Annotated in this window: 15 protein-coding genes; 1 reads left to right on the top strand and 14 read right to left on the bottom strand. The window is 56.2% G+C overall.

Annotated features, from left to right (window positions below):
• Positions 1–57: 57 nt before the first annotated feature.
• The 12 genes from J9788_RS07965 to J9788_RS07910 form a co-directional block, all read right to left on the bottom strand.
• Positions 58–999, bottom strand: coding sequence for a fimbrial protein (locus J9788_RS07965; RefSeq protein WP_033643645.1), 942 nt, complete (start codon positions 997–999; stop codon positions 58–60).
• A 42-nt stretch (positions 1,000–1,041) separates the two neighbouring features.
• Entirely contained in the window at positions 1,042–3,618 is a 2,577-nt protein-coding gene (locus tag J9788_RS07960; protein WP_182264224.1) for a fimbria/pilus outer membrane usher protein, read from the bottom strand.
• Positions 3,619–3,672: 54 nt separating this feature from the next.
• Complete coding sequence (locus tag J9788_RS07955; RefSeq protein ID WP_033632666.1) at positions 3,673–4,356, bottom strand: molecular chaperone; 684 nt, start codon at positions 4,354–4,356, stop codon at positions 3,673–3,675.
• Between the two features lie 56 nt (positions 4,357–4,412).
• On the bottom strand, positions 4,413–4,952 hold the full coding sequence (locus J9788_RS07950) for a fimbrial protein (protein ID WP_004935293.1): 540 nt from the start codon (positions 4,950–4,952) through the stop codon (positions 4,413–4,415).
• A gap of 639 nt (positions 4,953–5,591) precedes the next feature.
• Entirely contained in the window at positions 5,592–7,100 is a 1,509-nt protein-coding gene (locus J9788_RS07945) for a PhoPQ-activated protein PqaA family protein (RefSeq protein WP_182264223.1), read from the bottom strand.
• Between the two features lie 70 nt (positions 7,101–7,170).
• Positions 7,171–7,569 carry a hypothetical protein gene (locus J9788_RS07940; RefSeq protein WP_046896510.1) on the bottom strand — a complete coding sequence of 133 codons (399 nt, stop codon included), beginning with the start codon at positions 7,567–7,569 and terminating at the stop codon, positions 7,171–7,173.
• 84 nt (positions 7,570–7,653) lie between these two features.
• Positions 7,654–7,887 carry a hypothetical protein gene (locus tag J9788_RS07935; RefSeq protein WP_004935304.1) on the bottom strand — a complete coding sequence of 78 codons (234 nt, stop codon included), beginning with the start codon at positions 7,885–7,887 and terminating at the stop codon, positions 7,654–7,656.
• A 131-nt stretch (positions 7,888–8,018) separates the two neighbouring features.
• Entirely contained in the window at positions 8,019–8,846 is an 828-nt protein-coding gene (locus J9788_RS07930; RefSeq protein ID WP_046896508.1) for a Cof-type HAD-IIB family hydrolase, read from the bottom strand.
• A 1-nt stretch (position 8,847) separates the two neighbouring features.
• Positions 8,848–14,634 (bottom strand): non-ribosomal peptide synthetase, encoded by a 5,787-nt coding sequence (locus tag J9788_RS07925; RefSeq protein WP_182264222.1) that lies wholly within the window; start codon positions 14,632–14,634, stop codon positions 8,848–8,850.
• 34 nt (positions 14,635–14,668) lie between these two features.
• The gene (locus J9788_RS07920; RefSeq protein WP_046896506.1) at positions 14,669–15,538 is read right to left on the bottom strand and encodes a hypothetical protein; all 870 of its coding nucleotides are present in this window, start codon (positions 15,536–15,538) and stop codon (positions 14,669–14,671) included.
• Positions 15,539–15,646: 108 nt separating this feature from the next.
• Positions 15,647–16,222 (bottom strand): LuxR family transcriptional regulator, encoded by a 576-nt coding sequence (locus tag J9788_RS07915; RefSeq protein WP_004935315.1) that lies wholly within the window; start codon positions 16,220–16,222, stop codon positions 15,647–15,649.
• A gap of 704 nt (positions 16,223–16,926) precedes the next feature.
• Entirely contained in the window at positions 16,927–17,217 is a 291-nt protein-coding gene (locus tag J9788_RS07910; protein ID WP_046896505.1) for a hypothetical protein, read from the bottom strand.
• A gap of 244 nt (positions 17,218–17,461) precedes the next feature.
• Between J9788_RS07910 and J9788_RS07905 the strand changes: the two genes are divergently transcribed.
• Positions 17,462–17,689 carry a hypothetical protein gene (locus J9788_RS07905; protein WP_004935320.1) on the top strand — a complete coding sequence of 76 codons (228 nt, stop codon included), beginning with the start codon at positions 17,462–17,464 and terminating at the stop codon, positions 17,687–17,689.
• A gap of 264 nt (positions 17,690–17,953) precedes the next feature.
• Here J9788_RS07905 and J9788_RS07900 read toward each other — a convergent pair whose 3' ends face one another.
• Together J9788_RS07900 and tssM are read right to left on the bottom strand one after the other, a co-directional pair.
• On the bottom strand, positions 17,954–18,307 hold the full coding sequence (locus tag J9788_RS07900; protein ID WP_033632662.1) for a DUF6277 family protein: 354 nt from the start codon (positions 18,305–18,307) through the stop codon (positions 17,954–17,956).
• A 25-nt stretch (positions 18,308–18,332) separates the two neighbouring features.
• Entirely contained in the window at positions 18,333–21,812 is a 3,480-nt protein-coding gene (gene tssM, locus J9788_RS07895; RefSeq protein ID WP_046896504.1) for a type VI secretion system membrane subunit TssM, read from the bottom strand.
• Positions 21,813–21,825 lie beyond the last annotated feature (13 nt).

The following is a 21,825-nucleotide window of genomic DNA, read 5'->3' as shown; positions in this document are numbered from 1 at the left end:
GATGCCACCAATAATGTCGCGCGAACAGACGACATTATATTTTTAATGGGGGTCTCTTTAATTCTGCGTAATGGTGAATGTCATCACCGCGTCGGCCTGTCCGGGGCTAATGGCTCCCGTTTGCTTATAGCGCGCCATCAAGGGGATCCTGATCTCTTTTTCAGCCGCGGTGTGGTAATTGATCGGTCTGGAAAACGTTAATGGATTACGGTTCTCATCCAACACTTCCACGGCGACGCCCTTCGCCGCATCGGCACCGTCGGCGATATCAATCATTCCCACGCCTGGCGAATTTCCGGCCGCCTCGAACGTGACCTGAACCGGAATATTGTCCTCCTGACATTGCAGAACCACGGAAAAATTGCGTTCGGAAGACGCCGCCGTGCTGCCGACGCCGTTAAACTCGCTGCGTTTAGGGCTGCCCAGATTTACCGTTTGATTTTTATAGTTCAAATCAACCAGGCAACTTTTCTGAATGACCTTCATGCCGGAAATACTGATATCCAAAATGGAGGTCGAATCCAGATAATATCTGGCGATAATTTTCCCGCCCATATCGCCGCCGGTTTTGATCGGGCCGGTTTTAATAAACGTCAGCCGAACATCGTTTCGATTGATCCACGGCGTCAGCAAGTTGGGCGAAATCGCCGTGTTGACGGGCACGTTCTTATTGCTCTGCCATAAGTCTGAAATCGTCACCCCCACGCCCTCAATGCCCGTTTCAAATACGCCGGGCAGCGCGCTCGGCGTCAGCGGCGACATGGAGCGATAGGCGACCGAACCGGAACAAAGAAAAGAAAACGTCGTGCCGTTAATACTGTTCTCGGTTCGAACAGCCAACTGCTCGCCGACTTCAATGCGCGGATCCACGGCCAGCGTCAGCAACCCCATACGGGCGGTTTTCGCGTTGGTGGTACAGGTGCCGGCATAAACCGCCGTCGTGAGCGTCGCCAGCCACACCAGGGCGCCGTAACCGAATATCCTGAGAAAAACGTTCATTTTCACTCTCACTTAAAAGTCATGATGGAGATAGAGCGAGATCTATTGGCAAACGCCGTTTAGGGTTTGGAGACCCGCTGACGGCGGCTCCGCCGGCAACTGATAACGGATGCGGCATTGGTTCTCGCCATTCCTGCCCCACTGCGCGATGAGCAGGCCCTTTTCCGCCATGCCGCTCAGATAGACCACGCCGTCGCCACCGACCAGGAACGGCTGAGTCGCCCCCTCGGCAAGACGCAGGCTGGCGCCCAGCGGCAGGGGCACCCCCTGCGAGTCCGTCACCTTCATCAAAATCCGTCTGCCGACGTTGGCTTTGAAATTCGCCCGGCTCACCGCGCCGCGAGTCGGCGTGACCGACTGGTTTGTCAACTCGAGATCGACATCATCCGGCAAGCTGTCGACATCGAGGCGAATCGAATTGTTGCGATAAGGTGTGGCGTAAGGAACGATCGCGTAGCCGCGCCAGTCGGTTTTCACCCCGACCTGATTGCCGACCGCCACATCGCTCGCGCCGGCCGCCTGTACCAGGGCGACGGTTTCGCCGAACGGTTGACCGAAGGTCACGCCGTCTTCATGGGCGATCACCCCGCCCTTCACCCCGTAGTTGACGCGCTGTTGACTGCGATCGTAGGCGTAGCCCGCCGTGAGTTCGCCGTACGTCGCGCGCCAGTCGGCGTTGGCGTTGCCGCTGTTACCCTGGCCCTGGCTGCCATACCCTTCCTGTACGCTCCAACTGAGGTTGCCGCCGGCCAGCGCCGTGCCGTTGAGGCCCGCCGTATGGCTGGTATTGCCTTTTTTGCTGGTGTTGAGGTTGTAGGTGGCGTAGGTGTTGCTCAGCCATTTCTCTAATGGCACGCTGATGTTGAACGCGAAGATCTGATCGCGATCGTAAATGCGCCCGCGGTTCGAATCGCCGTAAATAGCCTGTGAATTGCGGCTGTAGCTGTAGTTAAAACCGTAGCTGATGCCATTCCAGCTATTGTTGTAACCCGCGCTCAGCGACTGCATATTGCGCTCGGAGCCCCAATAGTCTTCGGAGACCGCGCTGAGTGAAAGTGACCCCGCCCCTTCCCATAAATTCTGGTTCAGCGTGATTTCGCCGCGATTCTTGCGGCGGTCTATCGGGGCGTAACGGTTGCCGCTGCGATAGGTGTCCAGCACTTCCTGCAGCCCATAGTAGCCGCTGGTCGAATAGCGGTAGCCGGCGATGGCGAAGTTCGTCCCCGTCTCGACGATATTTTTGCTGTACCGCACGCGCCATGACTGACCATCGCTTTTCGGTTGATGCTCCTGCTTTGCCCACGCCTGGGTGACGTCGGCCGACAGGGCGCCGAACTCGCCCAGGTTCTTGCCCAGACCCAATGCCAGCGATTGATACGGCCCGGCGAATTGGCCGCCGCCATACAGGGTGAAACCGGCGGGCAAGCCATAAATCAGGCTGGCCTGCGAGAAGATCTTTTTATCCACGCTGTGATCGTACGTGCGATATTGCCCCGAGGTCAGCGCATATTTCAGCCGCCCTTCGCGTTGCAGCACCGGCAGACTGGCGAAGGGAACGGTCAGGTGCTGTTCGCTGCCGTCAGCCTCCTTGATAGTCACCTCCAAATCGCCGCTGCCGCCGGTCGGGTACATGTCCGAAATTTCAAACGCGCCCGGCGCAACGTAACTCTGGTAGATGACATAGCCGTTTTGGCGAATGACCACTTGCGCATTGCTGCGCGCGATGCCGCGCACCACCGGCGCATAACCACGCAGGCTTTCCGGCAACATGTCGTCATCGGAAGCCAGCTGCGCGCCGCGAAACGACACGCTGTCAAACACATCGGACGGGCTGCTGCTTTCGCCGAGCGTCAGCAAGCTTTTCAGGCGGATGATATTGCGCTGGGCGTAGGTATAGACGGAGTCCCAACGATCCTCCGACGCTCGCCCGCCGCCGCCGCTGTTGTAGCTCCAGGTGGTGTAGTTCCGCACTCGCCAGGCGCCCAGGTTGAAGCCCGGCCGCAGGTTGAGGTAATAACTGCTTGCGCTCTGGGTGAATCGATCACGCCCCTTGCTGTTGCTGCCGGTGAAGCCATAGTTCAGCAGCATCGCCGGCAGGCCTTCATCCCATTGTTCCGGCGGAACGTATCCGCGCACCTTATTTTCCAACGCCGCCTGGGGGATACTCAGCATCAGGCGTTGGCGGTTAAATTGAAATTGCGCCGAGGCCTGCGGGATCGCGGCCAAATTCGCGCAGCGATCGGCACCGGCCAAACCGGGAAACAGCTCAACTTTCACCCCAAGCCGTTTCAGATCTTCCCGCGTCAGACAAGGCTGCAGATCGGCCTTCTCGTCGCTGCCGGCCCGCAGAGCGAACGACACCTCGCGCGTTTCCAGCAGCATGTCGTTCACCCAAATATCGACCCGATACGTGCCGGGAACCTGCTGGCCATTTTCAAAAATCGACAGATCGACGTGCTGCTGACCTGAGCGCCCGGTTTCCAGCAACGCCGGATTAAAATAGTCACGAGAGAAGGCGGGATTAACCATGTTGCCGCATACCGCCGTTGTTGCCGTGAATAAGGCTATGCGTTTCAGCCAAGCATCCCGCTTCGCTAATATACGCTTTTGAGTTATCATTCATTAGCTCCATTATTGAAATGTTTTATCCCTCTGCCTGCCTTCCCTTACAGATTAAATACCTGACTGATGTTCTTTCCCTGTGCCGCCATAATCATTAATTAATTTCCAGCTTACCGACGTTGCGCCCGCCACGGGCAATGCAAACATTTCACTGCTCATCGGCGCGATATACGCCACCTCTTTCATTTCTCGCCCCCCGATGCGGACATAATGAAAGTTCATATAATAAGGCGTTGGATTGGTGAGTTTTAATTCTGAACCGACACGCTGCCATTTCAGCTGCTGCGTCACTTCTTCGGGCACCTGGCGGAGCAGCGGCGCTGGCCGATAAATCAATTTAATGCGGGTCTTGACCGCTATTTGCAGCGTATTCGATTTACCCGCCTGGGTTGTTGAAGGAATGGATTTGATATTCATCCAATACAAGCTTTCTTTATCTTTCGGTAAGTCATCGCCCACTTTCACGATGCGCAGCATATTTTCCTGGTTGCCGTCCAGCCGAAATAAAGGCGGCGTAACGATAAATGCGATTTTATCCACCCCGCTTTGTTGATTCTCCAGCCAGGACTGAATCAAATACGGTTCTTTATCCGGATTCTCCACGCTGATTGACGCTTCTTTTTTTTCGCCGTTGAATATCACCCGCGTCCCGCCAATCACCACGCCGGCGTGAACCGTAGACGCAAACAATAAAATAATGAAAGCCGCTAAGGCGCCGTAGCGATTAAAACGCATAATATTATCTCCGAGGCAATACAGCCCGCTGTGAACCAGCGGGCAAGAAAATATTATCAGTTATAATTCAGCGTAAAGGTGGCGACGCTATTGGCTTTACCGGCGGTAACATCTGCCTGCGTGGAAATATAGCGGGCGGTAAAATCGAGGTTATTTTTCACGCCGCTGCCGGAAGCCAACGGATAAGCCGTCGACGCCGTGTAAAGCGGCAGAACACTGTTAGAAATATCAGACAGTTGGATACCGACGCCGGTAGCGACATCCGTTTCCTGGGTCAGCTGCAATACGTTGCTGTCGCCGTTATCGGCCGCGCCGTCAAACTTAACGGTGGCGCTTTTTACCGTATCCGGACAATCGGTGACTTCCAGCGTGAATTTTGTCGCGCTGGACGTTGATCCCTTGCCACCCGCAAATGCCGTTCGGGCCACATCACCCAAAACAACATTTAATGGATTACTCAAGTCATTCGTGACCTTGCACGCAGCATCGACAATATTCCCGGTAAAATTAACCTGACCATCTGCTGCCAGAGCAGGTAAAGCGCTTGAACACGCTGCCGCGACAAATGCCAACATAATCACTTTTTTTTCCATCATGGGTACTTCTCCTTTTGATTAGACAGACTTCAAAATATCCCCACCACGGAGAACCCGGACAGGGAGAATAGGAGCTCCGCTCCTTTCACAGTTAATTATGCTTAGCTTTCCCCCTTTAGCAATACATAAAATCAATGTAAAGATGAGAAAAGATAATTACCCCAAATAGAATTAGCATCATTCTTAATTTTATTTTGAAAAAACCGCCAAATCGGCGTTTCTTGATTCATTCATCTGGCCGCAAGGGAATTTATTCTCGCGCTATTCGAAGGCGCTTTCGCCAGATCCCCCTCATTTCCCCCTCAGCCGGAAAATCGGGCGACATCGCCGTAAAATGAAAGCCGGGCGATAAAACTCGCCCTGAAATAAATGACATTTATATTACGAAAGGCATCACGACGCGGCGACAGCGAGAGGAGTAGAAGAATAGGAAAAGCATAGCGATAACGGTTTATCGAACAGGAGGGAGAATAAGGCATTCGCCGTTCGTGAAACCGGCGCGGTCATGTGACAACGAGAAAATGGCGTTACGCAGAAATATTCTGTCTGGCGCCGTTCACTATTTCGAAAACAAGGCGACAATGCGCTCTGTCGCGCAGAATAACGCATTGCCGCCTTATTGTTTTTCGGCGCCGCTAATTAATCGTCATGGCGATAATCTTCACCCAACCCTCTGCCAGGTAGGGTTTCACACGCCAGACCATCGCCCGCGGGAACGGCGGACGGATAGTTATCGTCAGGCGTGATAAAGACCGGCGTGGTCGCGATAAACCCATCGTTGAACACCGCCTCGATAAAGGTGGCCTCCCAGCCTTGCGCCGGGGCGGCCAGACGAAACTCGCCGCGATCGGCCTCCGCTGCGGCCAACGGCTCTGGGGTAAAGCGTACGCCGCACGAATAACGAAAATCTCGGGCCGTGCGGTTGTGTGCGCTCCAACGCCGCACGGTGGCCGGCGGTTCGGAAAAACGCAGCGTGCGCACCGCAGCATCCGCGGCGCTGCCTTGCACCTCGATCGTCGGCAACGCGATATCGCGCTGGCGGCGCTTGATCATCGCCAGTATGGCGCGTTCGGCGGCCGGCCGGCTTGCCGCGCGATCCCCGTCGGCAATCGCGCGCAGCGAAGCCTCTCCCGGTGAGGCGCTGAAATAGAATCGCGTGCTGTCCGGCGGATAACGTTCGTCGCCGCTGGCGATGATGACATATTTCGCCGCCGCTGGCCGCTCTCCCGCCGTCGGCGGCGGATAAGCGGTGGGATCCGCTATTTGCATCAGTTTGTCGAACGCCGGCGTCTCTATGCGCCGATCGATGCCGAGTTGGTAATAAGGATGAAACGCCAACGGCCAACGGCCGCCATACGTACGATAGGTATGCTTCAAGACCTGCCGCGCCGCGACCCCATCCGGGAACATGGCGACGACGGCATCGATGCGCTCATCCGACAATGACGCCAGCCACGCCGCGGTTGCGCCGCTCGCCGCTCCCGCCACGATGAATTTATCTATCCCCCATCGGCTCAATTCGCGCTGCGCCAGCGTCATGGTTTGCGACAAGGCCGCCGTCATGGGGATCGCCAGCGGCATCATCAAGTATTCATCCGCATCGTCCAGGAACAATCGCCAGCCTCGGGCCTGGCTGTCCTCCCCCGCACGACGCCGCCCCTCATTTTGGTATTCCAGGTACGGATAAGGCAGCCGGTTGACGACAATCACGATGGTGTGACTTTCCGCCGCCAAGGCCGCCGGCGTAGCGACGGAAAACGCCGCATTTTGCTTGCCTGGCCCGCTCGCCCCTGCGGCGGCGCAAGCGCAGTCATCGCTCATCAGCACCAACGCTTTACGGGCAAGCGCCCCGTTGGGGATATAAATATCCACATCGTGCCACCATTGCGTCGGCCGGATGGCGTCTTGCGGCGACCAGGATTGCGACATCAACCGATAATGGCGTATCGACACGTCATGGCCGTTATCCACGCCCTTTAACGAATATGACAGAGGCAATATGGCCAACTGATTGTTATAACAAGGAATAACGGTGTGCAAGGCGGAATGTTCGTCCGCAAAGCAGCGATCTTCCTCTGCCGCCATGGCCTGCCGGCCGCCGATTAAGGCCAGGCAAATCAGCGCGATGTATCCGATGCGTTTTAGCATTTTTTCCTCCCCCCTTTGTCCGTGGCAAATCCCTTGTACGCCGCCTGGCGGCAGGAAACCTTCCGCGCGCCTAGAGCACCTGATGAAAGCGTATCGGATAGCCAAGGCTGTCCTTTTCGAACGCCACGTCTCTGTCGTTCTCGCCCAGCAATAGGCTGTAAACGCCGTTTTCCTCATAACGGCTCATGGCGATATACAGCACGACCTCCCGATGGTCAGCGATCGTAAACTGTTTGCGCCTGGCGTTGATTTCCAAGGTAAACGCCACCACCGGATTGTTGTTCAGAAATACCGAGGTCTGCTGCATGGAGACGATCCTGCCCTGCGCTTTCTCGGTCACCTGAAAGGGCGTGGCGTCATTGGGGGCGCGTATATCCACCTTTTTTTGGATATAGATAAAGTTAAACACCGCCAACGCCACCGCCACGAACAGATTGATGACCATGATCAAGATGATTTTATTCGCCATGAACTCTCCCTTTGCCGTTCTTGCGGCTCCCGACATGAGCGAGGTAAAAGTGCCCTTGCGGGCACTTTTCATTAAGGGCCGGGCTTATGACGATTTACGGCCAAACAGCTGCGAGAAGGCGCTAATCCCGGCATCGATGACGGCGCCAATGCCCTCACCGAGTTTGGCGCCGGCGCCCGCCGCATCCGCGTGGATCCCGAATAGACCGGTACCGGCATCTACGATGGCGCCAATGCCATTGCCCAGGATTTTGCCGGCATCGGAAGCGATGCCTGCGCCGGAAACCGCCATGACTTCTGCTTCAGTCAGTTCTTTCATACTGTCTCCTTTGTATTTATCGACATGTTTAGTAATGAAAAAATGAAACCCTCACTGTTTGTTCACCTCCTTGTTATCTGCCCACGAAAGACCCTGTTGCCAATGCGTTCACCCGCGCGGCGGTGACAATGTCAGAACAGGCCGAACTCACGGCAGAGATAATCGGCGACGCCATTGCGGCTGTTGGGCAGCGCAATCGGGTTAAACGGCAGCGCGCGCTTCAATTCGCCCATGGCATTGCCCATCACCACCCCCGTTCCAGCCCAGCGCAGCATGTCCAAATCGTTCATCGCATCGCCGAAAGAGAGGCAATCGCGCATCGCTATCTGTTTGGCGCTCAGATAGTCGGCCACGCTTCTGGCCTTGGAAATATGCTTATCCATGATGTCTATCGTTTCCGCAGAGGACTTACAGATGGACAGCGTTTTTCCAAAAGCCTGACTGACCTCGTCGTAAAATCGCTCGATCAGCGCCGCTTCACCCTGCAGCAGCACTTTCAGGATCGGTTGCCGTTTCATCGCCTCCGGTTCGACATAGCGGCAAGCGACGCCCGAGGTTTTGATATAGTCGGCAAAATGCGGATTCTCTTCGGCCATCATCCATCCTTCCTGGGTGAACAACGTCACGTGGAGCGGACAGGCGAAGAGGTAATCCATCAACATCATTTGGCTGTCGCGTGGCATGAAATAGCGTTTATCCGCCACCGGCCGCCCCTCGATGTTAACCATCGCGCCATTGCAGGAGACGATCGCCGGCGAGAACCCCAAGCCATCCACAATCCCGCGCGCATCCGCATCGCAACGGCCTGTCGCGATGACGATTTCCAGCCCGCGGGCATGCAGGATATTGAGCGTTTCCACCGTCAGATCAGACAGATTCCCGGCAGGATCCAGCAAGGTTCCGTCAAGATCGCTCACGATCGCCCGGTATTTTATTTTGCCGTCGATAGCAAGCCACATATCACGCCTCCTCCGCCTGGATAATCCCGTCTTCGGCACGGATTTCGCTGTCGGGCGGAAGGTGGGCGATCGCGAGCGCAATGGCCTGAAAACGGCGTCCTACCGCAAAGATGGTCTCCTGAGCTATCTCGTGAGAATCATAAAACAGTGAAATGGCGAGCCGTTCCGCTTCGGGGAACAAGCACAGCACCGTCTGGTGGTTGCTGCCGCTGACGATATCCGTCACCCGGAACGTAAACGGCAAGCGCGGATCCTTCTGCGGTTGCGGCATGTTTTCAAACACAAACAGGCTGCCGAACGGCGAAGTGGGCACCCATTGTTCGTCGTAGCGGTTCAGTTCGGAAAAGGCGTACTTCTGCCTCAGCGTCTGGGAATCCGCGATATCGGCCAGCAACGCATAAATGGGCCGGCGGCGAATCGCCTGCAGGCGCAGCACCGGGCTGGCGACACACAGGCCAAACAGCGTCTGCACCTGCTCAATGTCCGCCGGGCGCTCGCTCATGGTCGTGCCGATCGCGATGTCGTCACAGGCCAGCGCTTCGGCCAGCGCCAGCATCCAGGCCAGCTGCGTCAGTTGATTGACCGTGATCCCCTGGCGCCGGCAAAACGCGGTGAGGCTTGCCACCTGTTCCGCGCTGAATTCCGCGCCATATTGCCGCATGCGTCGCCCCAGCGGCGCGGCATCCGGCGCAGCGCTCAACGGCAAACGTTGGTTGACCGGCGCTCCGCACAAATAGTCCGCCCAGAACGCCTGCGCCTCGGGATCGTCGCCGTGCGCGCGCACATAAGCGGCGAACGGCTCAAATCGGTTAATTTCCAGCGCCGGCGCGCCCCCTTCCAGCAAGGTGAGGTAGTCGTTGAACCAGTGTTCGAACAGAACGCCGAGGGACCAACCGTCGAACAGGATATGGTTAAAGGTCTGCACCAGATAGTGCTCATCGGCGTTCAACTTGATCAGGCGCCAGCGGATCAACGGCGGCGCATCCAGCTCAAACGAGGTTTCTCGTTCCCGGGCCAACAGCGCTTCCATCCTTTCTTCCAGCGAGGAAGGCGGCGCATCGGTCCAATCCTCGATCGCGATCGGCGCCTGCAGCGTCTCGCAGATGAAGACGTTGGGCCGCCCACGGCGGGTTTGATCGCCAAACCCGGCGCGCAGCATTTCAAATCGCTGCAGCGCCAGCGACCAGGCCTGGTTCAACACCTCCGGCTGCAGCGGGCCGGCCACCTCATAAACGGCCTGATCGATCTGATACTCGCGGTTAAGCCGGTTGAAATACATCAGTTCCCGCTGCGTGACAGTAGCCTCGAAAACGGCGGCGATGCGATGACGTTGCTGCCAGCGGTCCAACTCGGCGAGGCTGACGTCGGCATGGGGGAAGTCCCCCGGGCTCGCGAGGCGAACGCCCTGGCTCACCTCGTGGCAACAGTGTTCGACCAGCGCCGACACGCTCTCCTTATAATGCGAACCGATCCGGGCCAGCGTCGCCTGCGGCAATAAGCCCGACATCACGATGCTCAGCCGGTCGCCGTGCACGTAGAGCACCAGATCCAGCACATTGTCGCTCGCCGGCAGCGCGCCGTTTTCCAGATCCGCCGTTTGGTCGATCAAGGCCCACAAGGCGTCGTCAGTCTGTTCGTTAAAGACCCCGAGATAGTTGAATGAAATGGCCGGCAAGCGGTGGCGTCGCAGACAGGCTATCGCTTCGTCGTCCGACGCTGAACCGTATTTCAGCGCCGAATAGCCGATGCCGTGATCCGGCATCTTTCTTAATGCGTCCTTGATGGCGCGCAGCGTCTGTTTTTTGCTCTGATGCGCGGTGATGCGCAAAGGCAGTAAGGCGGTGAACCAGCCGACGGTGTCATCGAGCTGAATTTTATCGTCATTGATATCGCGGCCATGGTGTTCGAGCGTCAGGTAACTGTCCGCACGGCCATGCCAGGCCTGCAGCACCGGCGCCAGCGCCGCCAGCAATACATCACGAATCGAGGTGCCGTAAGCCTGATGACAGGCGTCCATCAACAGCGTCGTCAACGCCGCGTCGCACTCGAAGCGGCAAAACGCCGGACTCTGCGCCCCCTCGCTGAGCGTGGCGTAATCGGGTTGCCCGGCGATCATCGCCAACCAGTAAGCGCATTGGTCATGCCGGCTCGCCGCGTAGTGCCTTAACGTCTCGCCCCACTGCCGGTAGCTGGTGCCTTTCGCCGACAGCGATTCCCCCTGATACAATCGTCGCATGTCTCTGACGATGATGCGCCAGGACACCACGTCGATGATCAGATGATGGAATGCGCAGAACATCAACGCGTAGCCGGGCGCGCTGCTGTCGAAAATGTAGACAAAGCGGCACAGCGGCCCTTCTACCGGATCAAACCCCGATTGCCATTGATGCAGAAGTTCGGCGCGGCTTTGGCGACAAAGCGCCAGGTCATAGTATCCCCATGAAGGGCCGCCGTCGGCCACCGACAGATAGCGCTGCGCGACCAGCGCGCCGGCGGCGTCGGCGCTAAACCGCGCGCGCAGCATGTCATGGCGCGACGCCAGCCCGTTCACCAGGTCGGCTACGCGCTCGGCGGACATCGGCGGCACCCGCACCAAAAAAGTCTGGTTGAAGAAGGCGCGATGTTGCGGCGGCTGCTCGTTATACCAGCGCTGAATCGGCAGCAATTCGAATTCGCCCTGCAGCTCGCCCTGTTCATTGAGCGGCGCAATCGCGTCCCGTTGCTGCAAAATGCGCTTGGCCAGCGCCCGCGCATTCCGGGTTTCGAACACCGCACGCGAGTTGCTGTGATAGCCCGACTTGCTCAATTCGCTGGTGAACACGATGCTTTGGATCGAATCGCCGCCCAGACGAAAGAAGTCGTCATCCACCCCTACCCGTTCAACGCCGAGGATCTCCGCCCACAGGGCGCAAATCAACGCCTCCAGCGCGTTCTGCGGCGCGGCATATCGCTCGCCTTGCGCGAATTGCGGCGCGGGCAGCGCCGTACGATCCAGCTTGCCGTTCACCGTCAGCGGTATCTCGTCGAGCGCGACATAGCTGGACGGCACCATGTAATCCGGCAGGATCCGCTCCAGCCGGGCGCGCAAATCGGCAGGATCCAGCGGCTCGCCCCGCGCCATCAGCACATAAGCGGCAAGGCGCTTGCTATCGCGATGGACGACATCCACCACGACGCATTTCTCGACGCCCTCCAGCGCATTGATCGTATTTTCTATTTCGCTGAGTTCAATTCTGAAACCGCGGATTTTTACCTGGCAATCGTTTCTGCCGAGATACTCCAGATTGCCGTCGCGCAACGCTCGCACCCGATCGCCGCTTTTATACAAGCGTCGCCCGTTCAGCGTAATGAAACGCTCTTGCGTCTGCTGCGGCTGGTTGAGATAGCCGCGCGCCAGCGCGTCTCCGCCGATATACAGCTCGCCGGCCAGCCCTGGCGGCAACGGCTGCAGCCAGCGATCCAGCACATGAAGTTCGCGCCCCGGTATGGCTCGCCCAATCGGGATGCTGCTGCGGGTTTCGTCCGCCGCGATGGCGTACATCGTGGTGAACGTGGTGCATTCCGTCGGGCCATAGCCATTGATGACCTGCTGCGGGCGGTTGGCTTGCCGCACCAGGCGCTGCATCAGCGTAGCGGTCAGCGCCTCCCCGCCCACCAGCAGACAGCGCAGCCCGGCGAACAGGTCGGGGTGACTGAGGTAAAGATGATCGAACAGGCTGCGCGTCGCCCACAGAATCGATACCTGCTGCCGACGCAGCAAGGCTTCCAGCTGCGGCACATCGCCGGCGATATCCTCCGTGTCGCGCACGACGACCAATTTGGCGCCGTTGAGCAATGCGCCCCACACCTCGAACGTCGCCGCATCGAACGCCGGGCTCGAGAGGAAGAGCAACACGTCATCGGGCGTGACAGCGATGCCGGACGCGGTCGCCAACCCGCACATCGCGTGTTGCTCGAGCATCACGCCTTTCGGGGTCCCCGTCGATCCCGAGGTATAGATCACCGCGCCGAGCCGGTCGGCGCCGGTGACGAGCGGCAGATTCTGCCGCTCGTGCGGCAGGCGGTTCAGATCGCCCAGCGTGAGGACGGACACGGCGTGCGGCATCATCGCCGCCAGCGCCTCGGCGGCCGACTGCAGGCTTTCCCCGGCGATGAGCACCGGCACGCGCGTTTCTTCGAGAATATGTCGAATGCGCGCCTGAGGATAATTGCAGGAGAGCGGCACATAGGCCGCACCGGTTTTCAGCACCGCCAGCAGCGCCACCACCATTTCCAGGCTTTTCTCGCTGTACAGCGCAATCAGCGTGTCCGCCTGGGGGGCGCCCCCGGTCAGCGCTTGGCAGCGGAGCGTAATTTCACGCGCCAGGCTATTCGCCATGCCGTTCAGCTCACGGTAGCTGACATGCAGCCCCTCAAACTCCAGCGCAATCTTATCCGGATAACGCAGCGCGATCGCCTCAAACCGGGCGCTGAGGGTTTCTCTCGGCAACGCCGGCGCCGCGTCGTCATCTGGCGGCATGTCGGCGGCCGGATAAAAAGCGAGGTGGCGTAAAGGCGCGTCAGGCGCGCGCATCGCCGCTTGCATCAAGCGCATGTAATGTTCCGCGCAGTCGCGCATGTCTTCTTCGTCAAACATGTCCTGACGAAAACGCAGCCGGAATTGCAAGGCATCGCTGTCGGCCCGATCCTCATATTCCAGGGAAAGCGACGCGCTGGCCATATCGTGGTTGGCTTCAAACAACGGCGAAGTGGCGCAATCGGCCAGCGCCAATGCCGCATCGCGCAGGTTGGTTTGGGCAAAGGAAATCGGCATCGCGCGGATACCCAGCGCCTGCACTACCTGTTGCGTGGGCAGTTGGTTAAACCGTTGGCGCGAGTGCGGCGCCGCGGCGGTAATAAACGCCAGCGCACGTTGATAAACGGCGGCGAAGCCTTCGCCGTCACGCAGCGAGAGGGGCATCACGCTGGTGTTGACATGCCCGCCAAGCGCAAATCTTTGCCCCTTTTTTATCGACACCGGATAGCTGATATAGACCGTTTCCTGATTGCCGCTGCGCGCCATCAAGATGCCCCACAGCACCAGCAACGCCAGAAAGTCATTCATTCGCCGTATTCCCGCGCCCTGTTTCAGCGCTTTCCATTGCGCTTTGGGCACCTGGAAACGCAGCTCGGCCGCCTCATCGTTTCGCACGGCGCCGCTTTTCTCAAAGGGCACGTCTATCGCGCCCAACTTTGCCGCTTCGGCCCGCCAGTGCGCCAGCGCTCCATCGGCGGCCAGTTGTTCCACCTCGCGCTGCAGCTGCCGGTTGATGGCGGCAATCTCGGCCGCCTCGAGTCGGGTCGATAGCCGCTGTTGACCATAGTACTGGCTCACCAATGAGAAAAACTCGTCGGAAGACGCGCCGTCGATCACCAGATGATGGCCCACCAACGCCAGGGTATAGCGCCCCGGCCCCTCGGCGAAAAGCGCCCAACGATAAAGCGGCCCGCGGTAAATGTCGAAGGGCTGGCGAATCACTTGGGTCAGCAACGTGCGGTCCGTGTAATGCTGCAAAGGATGGATTGCGTCATTGCGACGCCAATACAGCTCGCCATTTCGTTCATGAATATGGCTGTTCAGCAGGACATGATCTTGCACCAGCGCATTCAGCGCAGCTTGTAATCTGATGGGATCCAGCGCGCCCTCAATACGCTGCAGCACCAATACGTTGTAATTACAGCCCTCTGGATGGCGGTCATATTCATCGATAAAAACTTTTGAATAGGGTGATACAGGAATCTCTTCCATGACAAACACTCCATTTAGAATACACGTGCCCTGCTTAACGGCGATCCATGCGGCATACCCAAACCTCTTTCGGCATCAGCTCGCTTATCTTTTCTGAGTAATAACCGATCAGCATGTTGATGCGCTTTTCTGCAATGACCTCCGCCGCCTGAGCGCAAATCGACTTGTAAAAACCAATAGGGATCATCACTTTGCAACGGCTATGCAGGTGCCGACAAACGCCGATGGCCCAGGAAAAACACTCCCTGGAAGGATTGGAAATATCCAAAAGTTCGGCACACTCACTGGAACAGCCAATCACAGCGTAGAGATTGCCTTTATTGATATAATGAATTTTATGATACAGAGGATGTTTTTCAATATATTCAAATGCGCGATGATCTTTTTCTCGCCCCAGATTATTGATAAAGCTGGCCTGCCGCGCTTGGCCGCCCTCGGCAAAACGAAAGGCCATAAACTTATCAGGCTTTAAGGTTAATTCGACGAAGGGATAGATTTGCGTATTGGTCGTTAAATACTTTCTAAAAATCTTTTCATAAACCCTGATCTTCCTGTCATCGGAAAAGCAGATATCCGCCGCCACATCCGAACGCCTGGCCTGCAGGAAAAAATCTTTCAAGACGGTGGAAGATTTGACCTGACGGTGGATCCCAAGATCGCCAAGCATATTGACATTAAAAGACAAATCATTGATTTTAAATGGATAAAAACTGGACACAAACATCCCAAGATAACGTTCTTGATCCTTGTAAAATATGCCCGTTTTTTCCATCGGCGCCCCACAATGCGGATCGAGCAAATGCTTCCAGTGCAGGAAACGCTCTCCGCCCAAATCTCTGCCATAAAGCTCCTGCAATAATTTGAAATGATTATGAGAAACCGCTTCTCTCACAAAGACAGCCATGTTTTATCTCCCTATAAAACCGATTCCATGCCGAGCGAAAATCAATAAAAGATGACCGCTCAGCGCCGCTGATAATACGGCGCCGGACCGTTCGCTTCCTTTCCCTGATTAACAAGAGTCGCTGTGCATTTTTAACCAGCGCAAGAATTCAATATTATTATCGATGTTCAGTTTTCTCATGGCCGAACGTTTATGAATACTCACCGTTTTCGGGCTGATGCCGAGCAACATCGCCGTTTGGTTTTGTGAATAGCCCAGATGGATTAAACGGCACACTTTCCCCTCGCTAAAGGTCAACTGGGTACGACAACGCGGGCAATAGCTTGAAACCAAACTATTTTTCTTGCGATAGCAGAACATGACCTTGTCCACGATCGCCGCCACGCTATCTTTGCGCGTAATACTTCCGGCTTCCAAATTGCAATGAATTTTAGGGAATGTCTTTTTATGCTCCAATATTGAAAAATAGAGCGGAATAGAAGAAAAGTTGCCCTGCAAAAGCTGAGTATGACAAAAATTTATGGACACCCGCTTGTCCGGCGCCCTGAATATGATGTTGGCACGTTCTTCTCCCGTGATCTTGGCCTTAATGCCATTCGTGAGAAAACCTTCCTGCAAGGCAAGACTCAACCCCAGCTTGAAGAATTGATTTTTATCCACAATAGCGATATTGACGCGCTCCATTACCAAACCTCCCTTTTGACTACGCTTGCTCACTCTCCTTACTGCAATATCATTGCTGTGATTATTTTTTGTTTTAACGTGCTTTTTAATAAAAAAGCGTTATAGGCGAAGCAAAAAAGACCTTGCCTCGCAAAAGTGCATTTTATATAGGGTTATATAACTCATCTGCCCTGGAGAGCATACAAAAGCAAGACGCGGTAAGCTGCCGCGCTTCGCAAGGGAAATTGTTATCGTAAGATATATTTATAAGGCATCATTGCCATCAGCATCACGGTGCTAAGATTTTTCTCTGATACGTTAATTTTACTCCAAGAGCGCAATATATCCAGATAAATATCGAAAAAACACATAATATAGAACATAACATTGCGCGACATTGATTGTTAAGAGAATCCGTTTATGCATTAGGAATTTACTTATGATAAAGGCAGGATAATGCTTTTTTCGCACGAGGCGGCGGGGTCATCGCAGACCCTATTAAACAGAGTATAACCATATTCATTTTATTGTAAAAAAATTGCATAAAAAAAAGCTACACTTTATGGCAGTAAGTGATTCCCGTTCTTTCATGTAGACGGCAACAAAAAAGAAGAAGGCGAACCCATCGGCCGCCCGCGCAAGAAATGCCTGGTAGGAGTAAAGATTTTTCAGGAGTGATGCGCAGCGCAGAAAGATAACGCGGCATCGTTGACGAACGGGATGAATTATATTTTTTTTATCCTCATCAATTTTTTAACCTCCAGGCAGGAAACCAACCCGAGGTGATCTTTTTTTAGCTGCTTGTCGCTCCCAAGAGGAAGAATGACTTTGAACGTTTGCAACTTACCGTGATTATTATAGATATCAAAGACTATCACCGGCGGGCCATAACCCAGGATCATACAGTCTAAAAACCGCAGAACGGCGCACCCCAAGCGGCTCCTGGCCTCCCGGATGATTTTATCCGCAAGCTCATCATACCGGAAAGGTCTTTCCGGCGTCGTCAATACCTTCATAAGGTCTCCCTTCTGGTATATATCATTCCGATTTAAAATAATAACCTCATAAAACCGCCGCCGTTCAAGGCGAGTAAGATATAAAAACCCAGGCTTCGGCAATATATAATCTAACGATGCAAAATCAATCTAACAAAAAACACAATAGTATAAAAAACAGCGCGAGTTTTATTGAAAAAACGACCTGATTTGCAATAATGAAATTGCCTGAAGTAAAGGGCTAACTGAAAAAGGAGTTTCAATCATGAAAGAACTATCCGCAGTAGAAATTGAACAAGTTAACGGTGCTGGTTTTTTTGGTGACGTAGGCACACTGATTGGCAGTGCGGTAGGTACAGGTATTGATACCATTTCCGCGATTGCCGGTGTTAACCCGGATGCCAAAACCGTTGTCGGCACCATCGGTAAAGGTATTGGTCTGGCCGTCGATGCGCTGATTTCCAGCGGATTGCAGATCATCTCTAAACTGTAATAACAACTCATAATCATCCCTTCCTATTTTTTAATTCGCTTCATTTTAAGCACCTTTGCGGGTGCTTTTTTTACATCAAAGAATCAAAAAATAGATAAGGTCAGAAAAACCAATATCCAAAAAAACAGGCTGGGTATCACCATGATAAAAAAACCCATGCGTTTATTGGCGTTTTTGAGCATCCAGTCATAGATCATCGCAACACTCCTTGTGAATACCAGGAGGCATTTCCGCCTCCCGGTATTTTATCCATCGAGTTTTTGATTACAGTTTCGGCACTTTGGAAAAGAAGTCCGCCATTTCGTGCGGGAACCCTTTCGCAATCGCCGGACGAAGATCGTCCATGGAAACATTAAAATCTTTCGGCTGCTCGCTCGTTTGCATTTTTTGGTGTGCGTTCACATTCGATTGCAGACCATTAAAAATGCCCTTCATATTGCCGAACATATCATCGCAAGATTTTGTCACATTACTCATGACCGACTTGGCCGCATCCGGCCCCGACATTTGAATATTGCTGACGCCTTGCATAAACGGTTGACTCAGCGACGATTGGGAGTTGGTGCCCAAATTGCCGCCGGCCTTCATGGTTTCTAAAATTTTGGCTGGATCTAACATGTTTATCACCTCTTTACGGTTGTGTTTACATCGCTTTCGGGCACGAGAATCCTCGCAACGCCCGTGACCAAAGTGGGAAATCTTTCATCGTCGAGCGCAATTCCAGTTTGAGCACGCCCACCACCGACGACATCGACATCGTCAGCTCTCGCCTGTCGCTGGCGAGCGGCACGGGATTGCTGGCGTCGAACATCCGGAACAAGGCCCAGGGCCCGTCGAAACTGGCGACCTGGATCTGGCCGGTGCCGGTGCGGAAGGTGAGTCGAACATAGCTGCCGCCTTTCGGACCCGGCCAATCGATACGGGTAGGCTGGCTGAAACCATGGCTGTAGTTAATCACCTGCCCGTCGATATCCAGGGTCGCTTCCGTAATGGTCGGCGTCAGGGACAACGGCCTGATGAACATCGAGAAGGACAGCTTGTCGCCGGCGGTGAAGAAGGTATCGCGGATCAGCCGGGCATTTTCAAACGCGCCCAGCGTGCTGGCATTGACGATCCCCTCTGAACCCGGTTTGGCATTCCATTTCTGCGCGTTGACGTCCACATAAGGGGCCAGGTTCTCATCGAAGAACTGCTGCATCGCGCCGCTTTGGCCAAACATGCGCGAGAAGTCCTCGATGCCGACCTCTGCTCTGGCGTTGCGCGAGAACGGATAACGCCCGCTGATGCTGCTCTTGCACAAGCCGGAGGCCAGCGACGAAGCGCCTTTGCTCAGGTTCTTCTGGCTCTGCTGAATCGTCTGGCTGTCCCCGACCTGCAACAGATCCATCATCACGCTGCGCACCGGTTCCGGCTGGCGCGCCGCATCCAACTGCAGACGCTTCAGCGTGCCTCCGGCGGGCACCACCTGGCCGCCGCGCAGCGAGGTGGACAAGGTGGTCAACTGGCTGTACAGCGCTTCGAAACTGCGGCTCAGCGGATCGTTGCTGGCGTTGGTGGTCTGCAACAGCTGATAGCCCAGACGGCGCAGCAGCTCGAAACGATCTTCCACCGCGCGTTCCGGCGTGAGACGAAAACGCGCGCGCTCGCCGGAAATCTCGCCGAGGATGTCGCGCCGCTGCTGCTCGATGCGGTTGCGCTGGCGATCGAACCAGCTTGCCGCATCGCCCTGGTTGGTGCCGGTCATGCTGGTTTCGCGCGCGGCGAAGCGCACCAGATTGGCCAGCGGAGAAGAAGGATCGGACAGTTGACGCGCCAGGATCGCCGCATCCTCAAGCCCGTTGACCGGCCGGGCGCGCACGTCGCGCATGAACGCATCCCATTTGTCGGCATACTCGATGAGGTAAAGCTTCCTCGCCTCGTCGGCCAGCTTCTGCGCCGAGGCCAGCGAGTTCACCGCGTTTTTCCCTTCCCCACTGTCGCGCAGCACCCAGGACTCTTCTTCGATCATGTCCTTGGCGGCGTCATCGAGCTGCGCCAGGAAAACGTCGCGATAGCTGGCGCGGGTATAGAACCCCGGCACGGCGGTATCGGTGACCGTCGCCTGGCTCTTGCGGCGCAGCATCAAGGAGACGTTCGGCCCGGCGGCGTCGGCCAACGAAATATCGTTGATCGCCGCCGGCAGCGGTTTCTCTTCGATGCGGCGCACTACCCGCACCTGCATCGGAATGTTCATCGCTTTCACCCGCGCCAGGCGCAGCAGGTCGCCGTTCATCTTCATGACCGGCGCGTCCGGCAAAGAGAACATCTCTCGCAGATGGTAAGCGAAGATGCCTTTGTTCATATCGGTGTACCCCTGCGGCATAAAGGTTTCCCAGCGCGCCATGAACCAGTCGACCAAGGCTTCGGCGGAGCGGTGCGAGGGTTCCCCCATCATCAGGTACACTTTCAGGGTGCCGTAGACGTCCTTGTTGGACGCCGAGACGTCATTCTTGAGTTCGTCAGCGATATAGTTTTCCACCGCCGGCCAGAAGATCTGCAGCAAATGGCGTTGGTAGGTTTTTTGCGCCGCGCTGTTGATCAGCTTGTGCTCGAAATAGGGATTCGGCACCGGCGACACTTCGCCGCCCAATTGCGCGTTCATGTACCCCAGCTGCTCATAGGCGGAAATGACATCGTCGCTGACGCGGTTGGTCACCGGAATTTCACGCACGATGCGCTTTGTCTCATCGAAGCGCGCCGCAATGTAGGAGATGTAATCGCTCTCCCACAGGTAACGCATCGCCAGCAGGTTAAACGAGACCGCCAACAGAATGAGCACCAGCACATAGCGGCCCAGGGAGCTCATGCGGCTGCCGAGCGGCCTGACGTGCGAAGACTGCTGCATCACCCCGCGTTCTTGCCGGGCGTAATCCAGCTCCGGGTGATAAATGCGCCCGGTCGGGCGAGCTTCATAGATATCTGCCGCTTCCGCGTTGTAGATCGCCCCCTGCGGCGGCAAGGCGATGGTGCTGCCCAGCCACACCTGCTGCAGATGGCAGGCGTAGCCCACCGGCGTTTGCGGGAAGATCTGCTCTAACAGGGAATACAGCGGGTTGCCCAGCGACCCCAGCGATTCGGTGAAGAACAGCAGCTGTTGGCGGTTTTGGCCGTCCGGCGCATCGTGCAACAGTTCGAGCACGTGATGGCTGACGCGCGCCACCATCTCCCGGTAGAGGGTTTCATACTGCTCGAAGGGGGTTTCTCCCTGTTCGGCGCGGTTCAGGCTGAAGCCCATGCCTTTTTGCAACAGATCGTCGCCCAGCATGGACAGGAAGGTCTCGCCGCCGACCAGTTGATCGAGGTGGCTGATGGTGAGATAGACCGGCAGCTCGCTGCGGAACCACGAGGCCATCTCCAGCAGGCGCACGCGCAGCGCGTCGGCGACCGACTTTCTCTCCGTCAGCGAGGCGTGCAGCAACCAACGCGCATCCAGACACAGCATGATGCCGTCGATGCCCGGATGGCGGCGATGGCGGCGGATCAGTTTGAACAGGGTGTCGCGCGCCCTGGCGCCCTCTTCTCCCAGGCCGTTCAACTGCAGCCATTCGCCGGAGGTGTCGACATACACCGAATTCTCCGCCAGCCACCAGTTGCAATCCTGGGTCGGCCCGACGTCCACCGTCTGCTGCAGGCCATAGTGCTCGGCCAGCAAGAAGCGTTCGCCGCTTTCGCCGATCAGCGAGGTTTTGCCGCTGCCCGGCGGCCCGATGACCAGAAACCACGGTTTTTCGCTGACGTAACGGCGCGTCAGGCGGTATTTGAAGCGCTGCCAAGGGGTGCGCTGCTTCGCCGTGCCGACATACTGCAAGGTGCGCAAGGCGTCGTAAAAGCGCGAGGTCACGCGATCTCGCTGGGCGGTCTTGCGTTTGGCCGGGGCCGGCGCTCGCGCGTGGCGGAACACCCAGGATAAGAACGTCGCCACGAACGGCCACAGCGCCCAGCACAGGATCAGCGCGATGATGATGCCCCTGACCCAGACCGACAGCAGCGGCCGATAGGTGCCGATGGCGATCAACGGCCCAATCCACCACACCACCGCACACAGCAGCAAGGCAATCACCAATATGAATGATCTACGTATCATATAATTTCCTTAT

Source organism: Serratia sp. X10 (genome assembly GCF_017811775.1).
Classification (GTDB): domain Bacteria; phylum Pseudomonadota; class Gammaproteobacteria; order Enterobacterales; family Enterobacteriaceae; genus Serratia; species Serratia ureilytica.
This window is presented reverse-complemented; position numbering and strand designations above follow the sequence as displayed.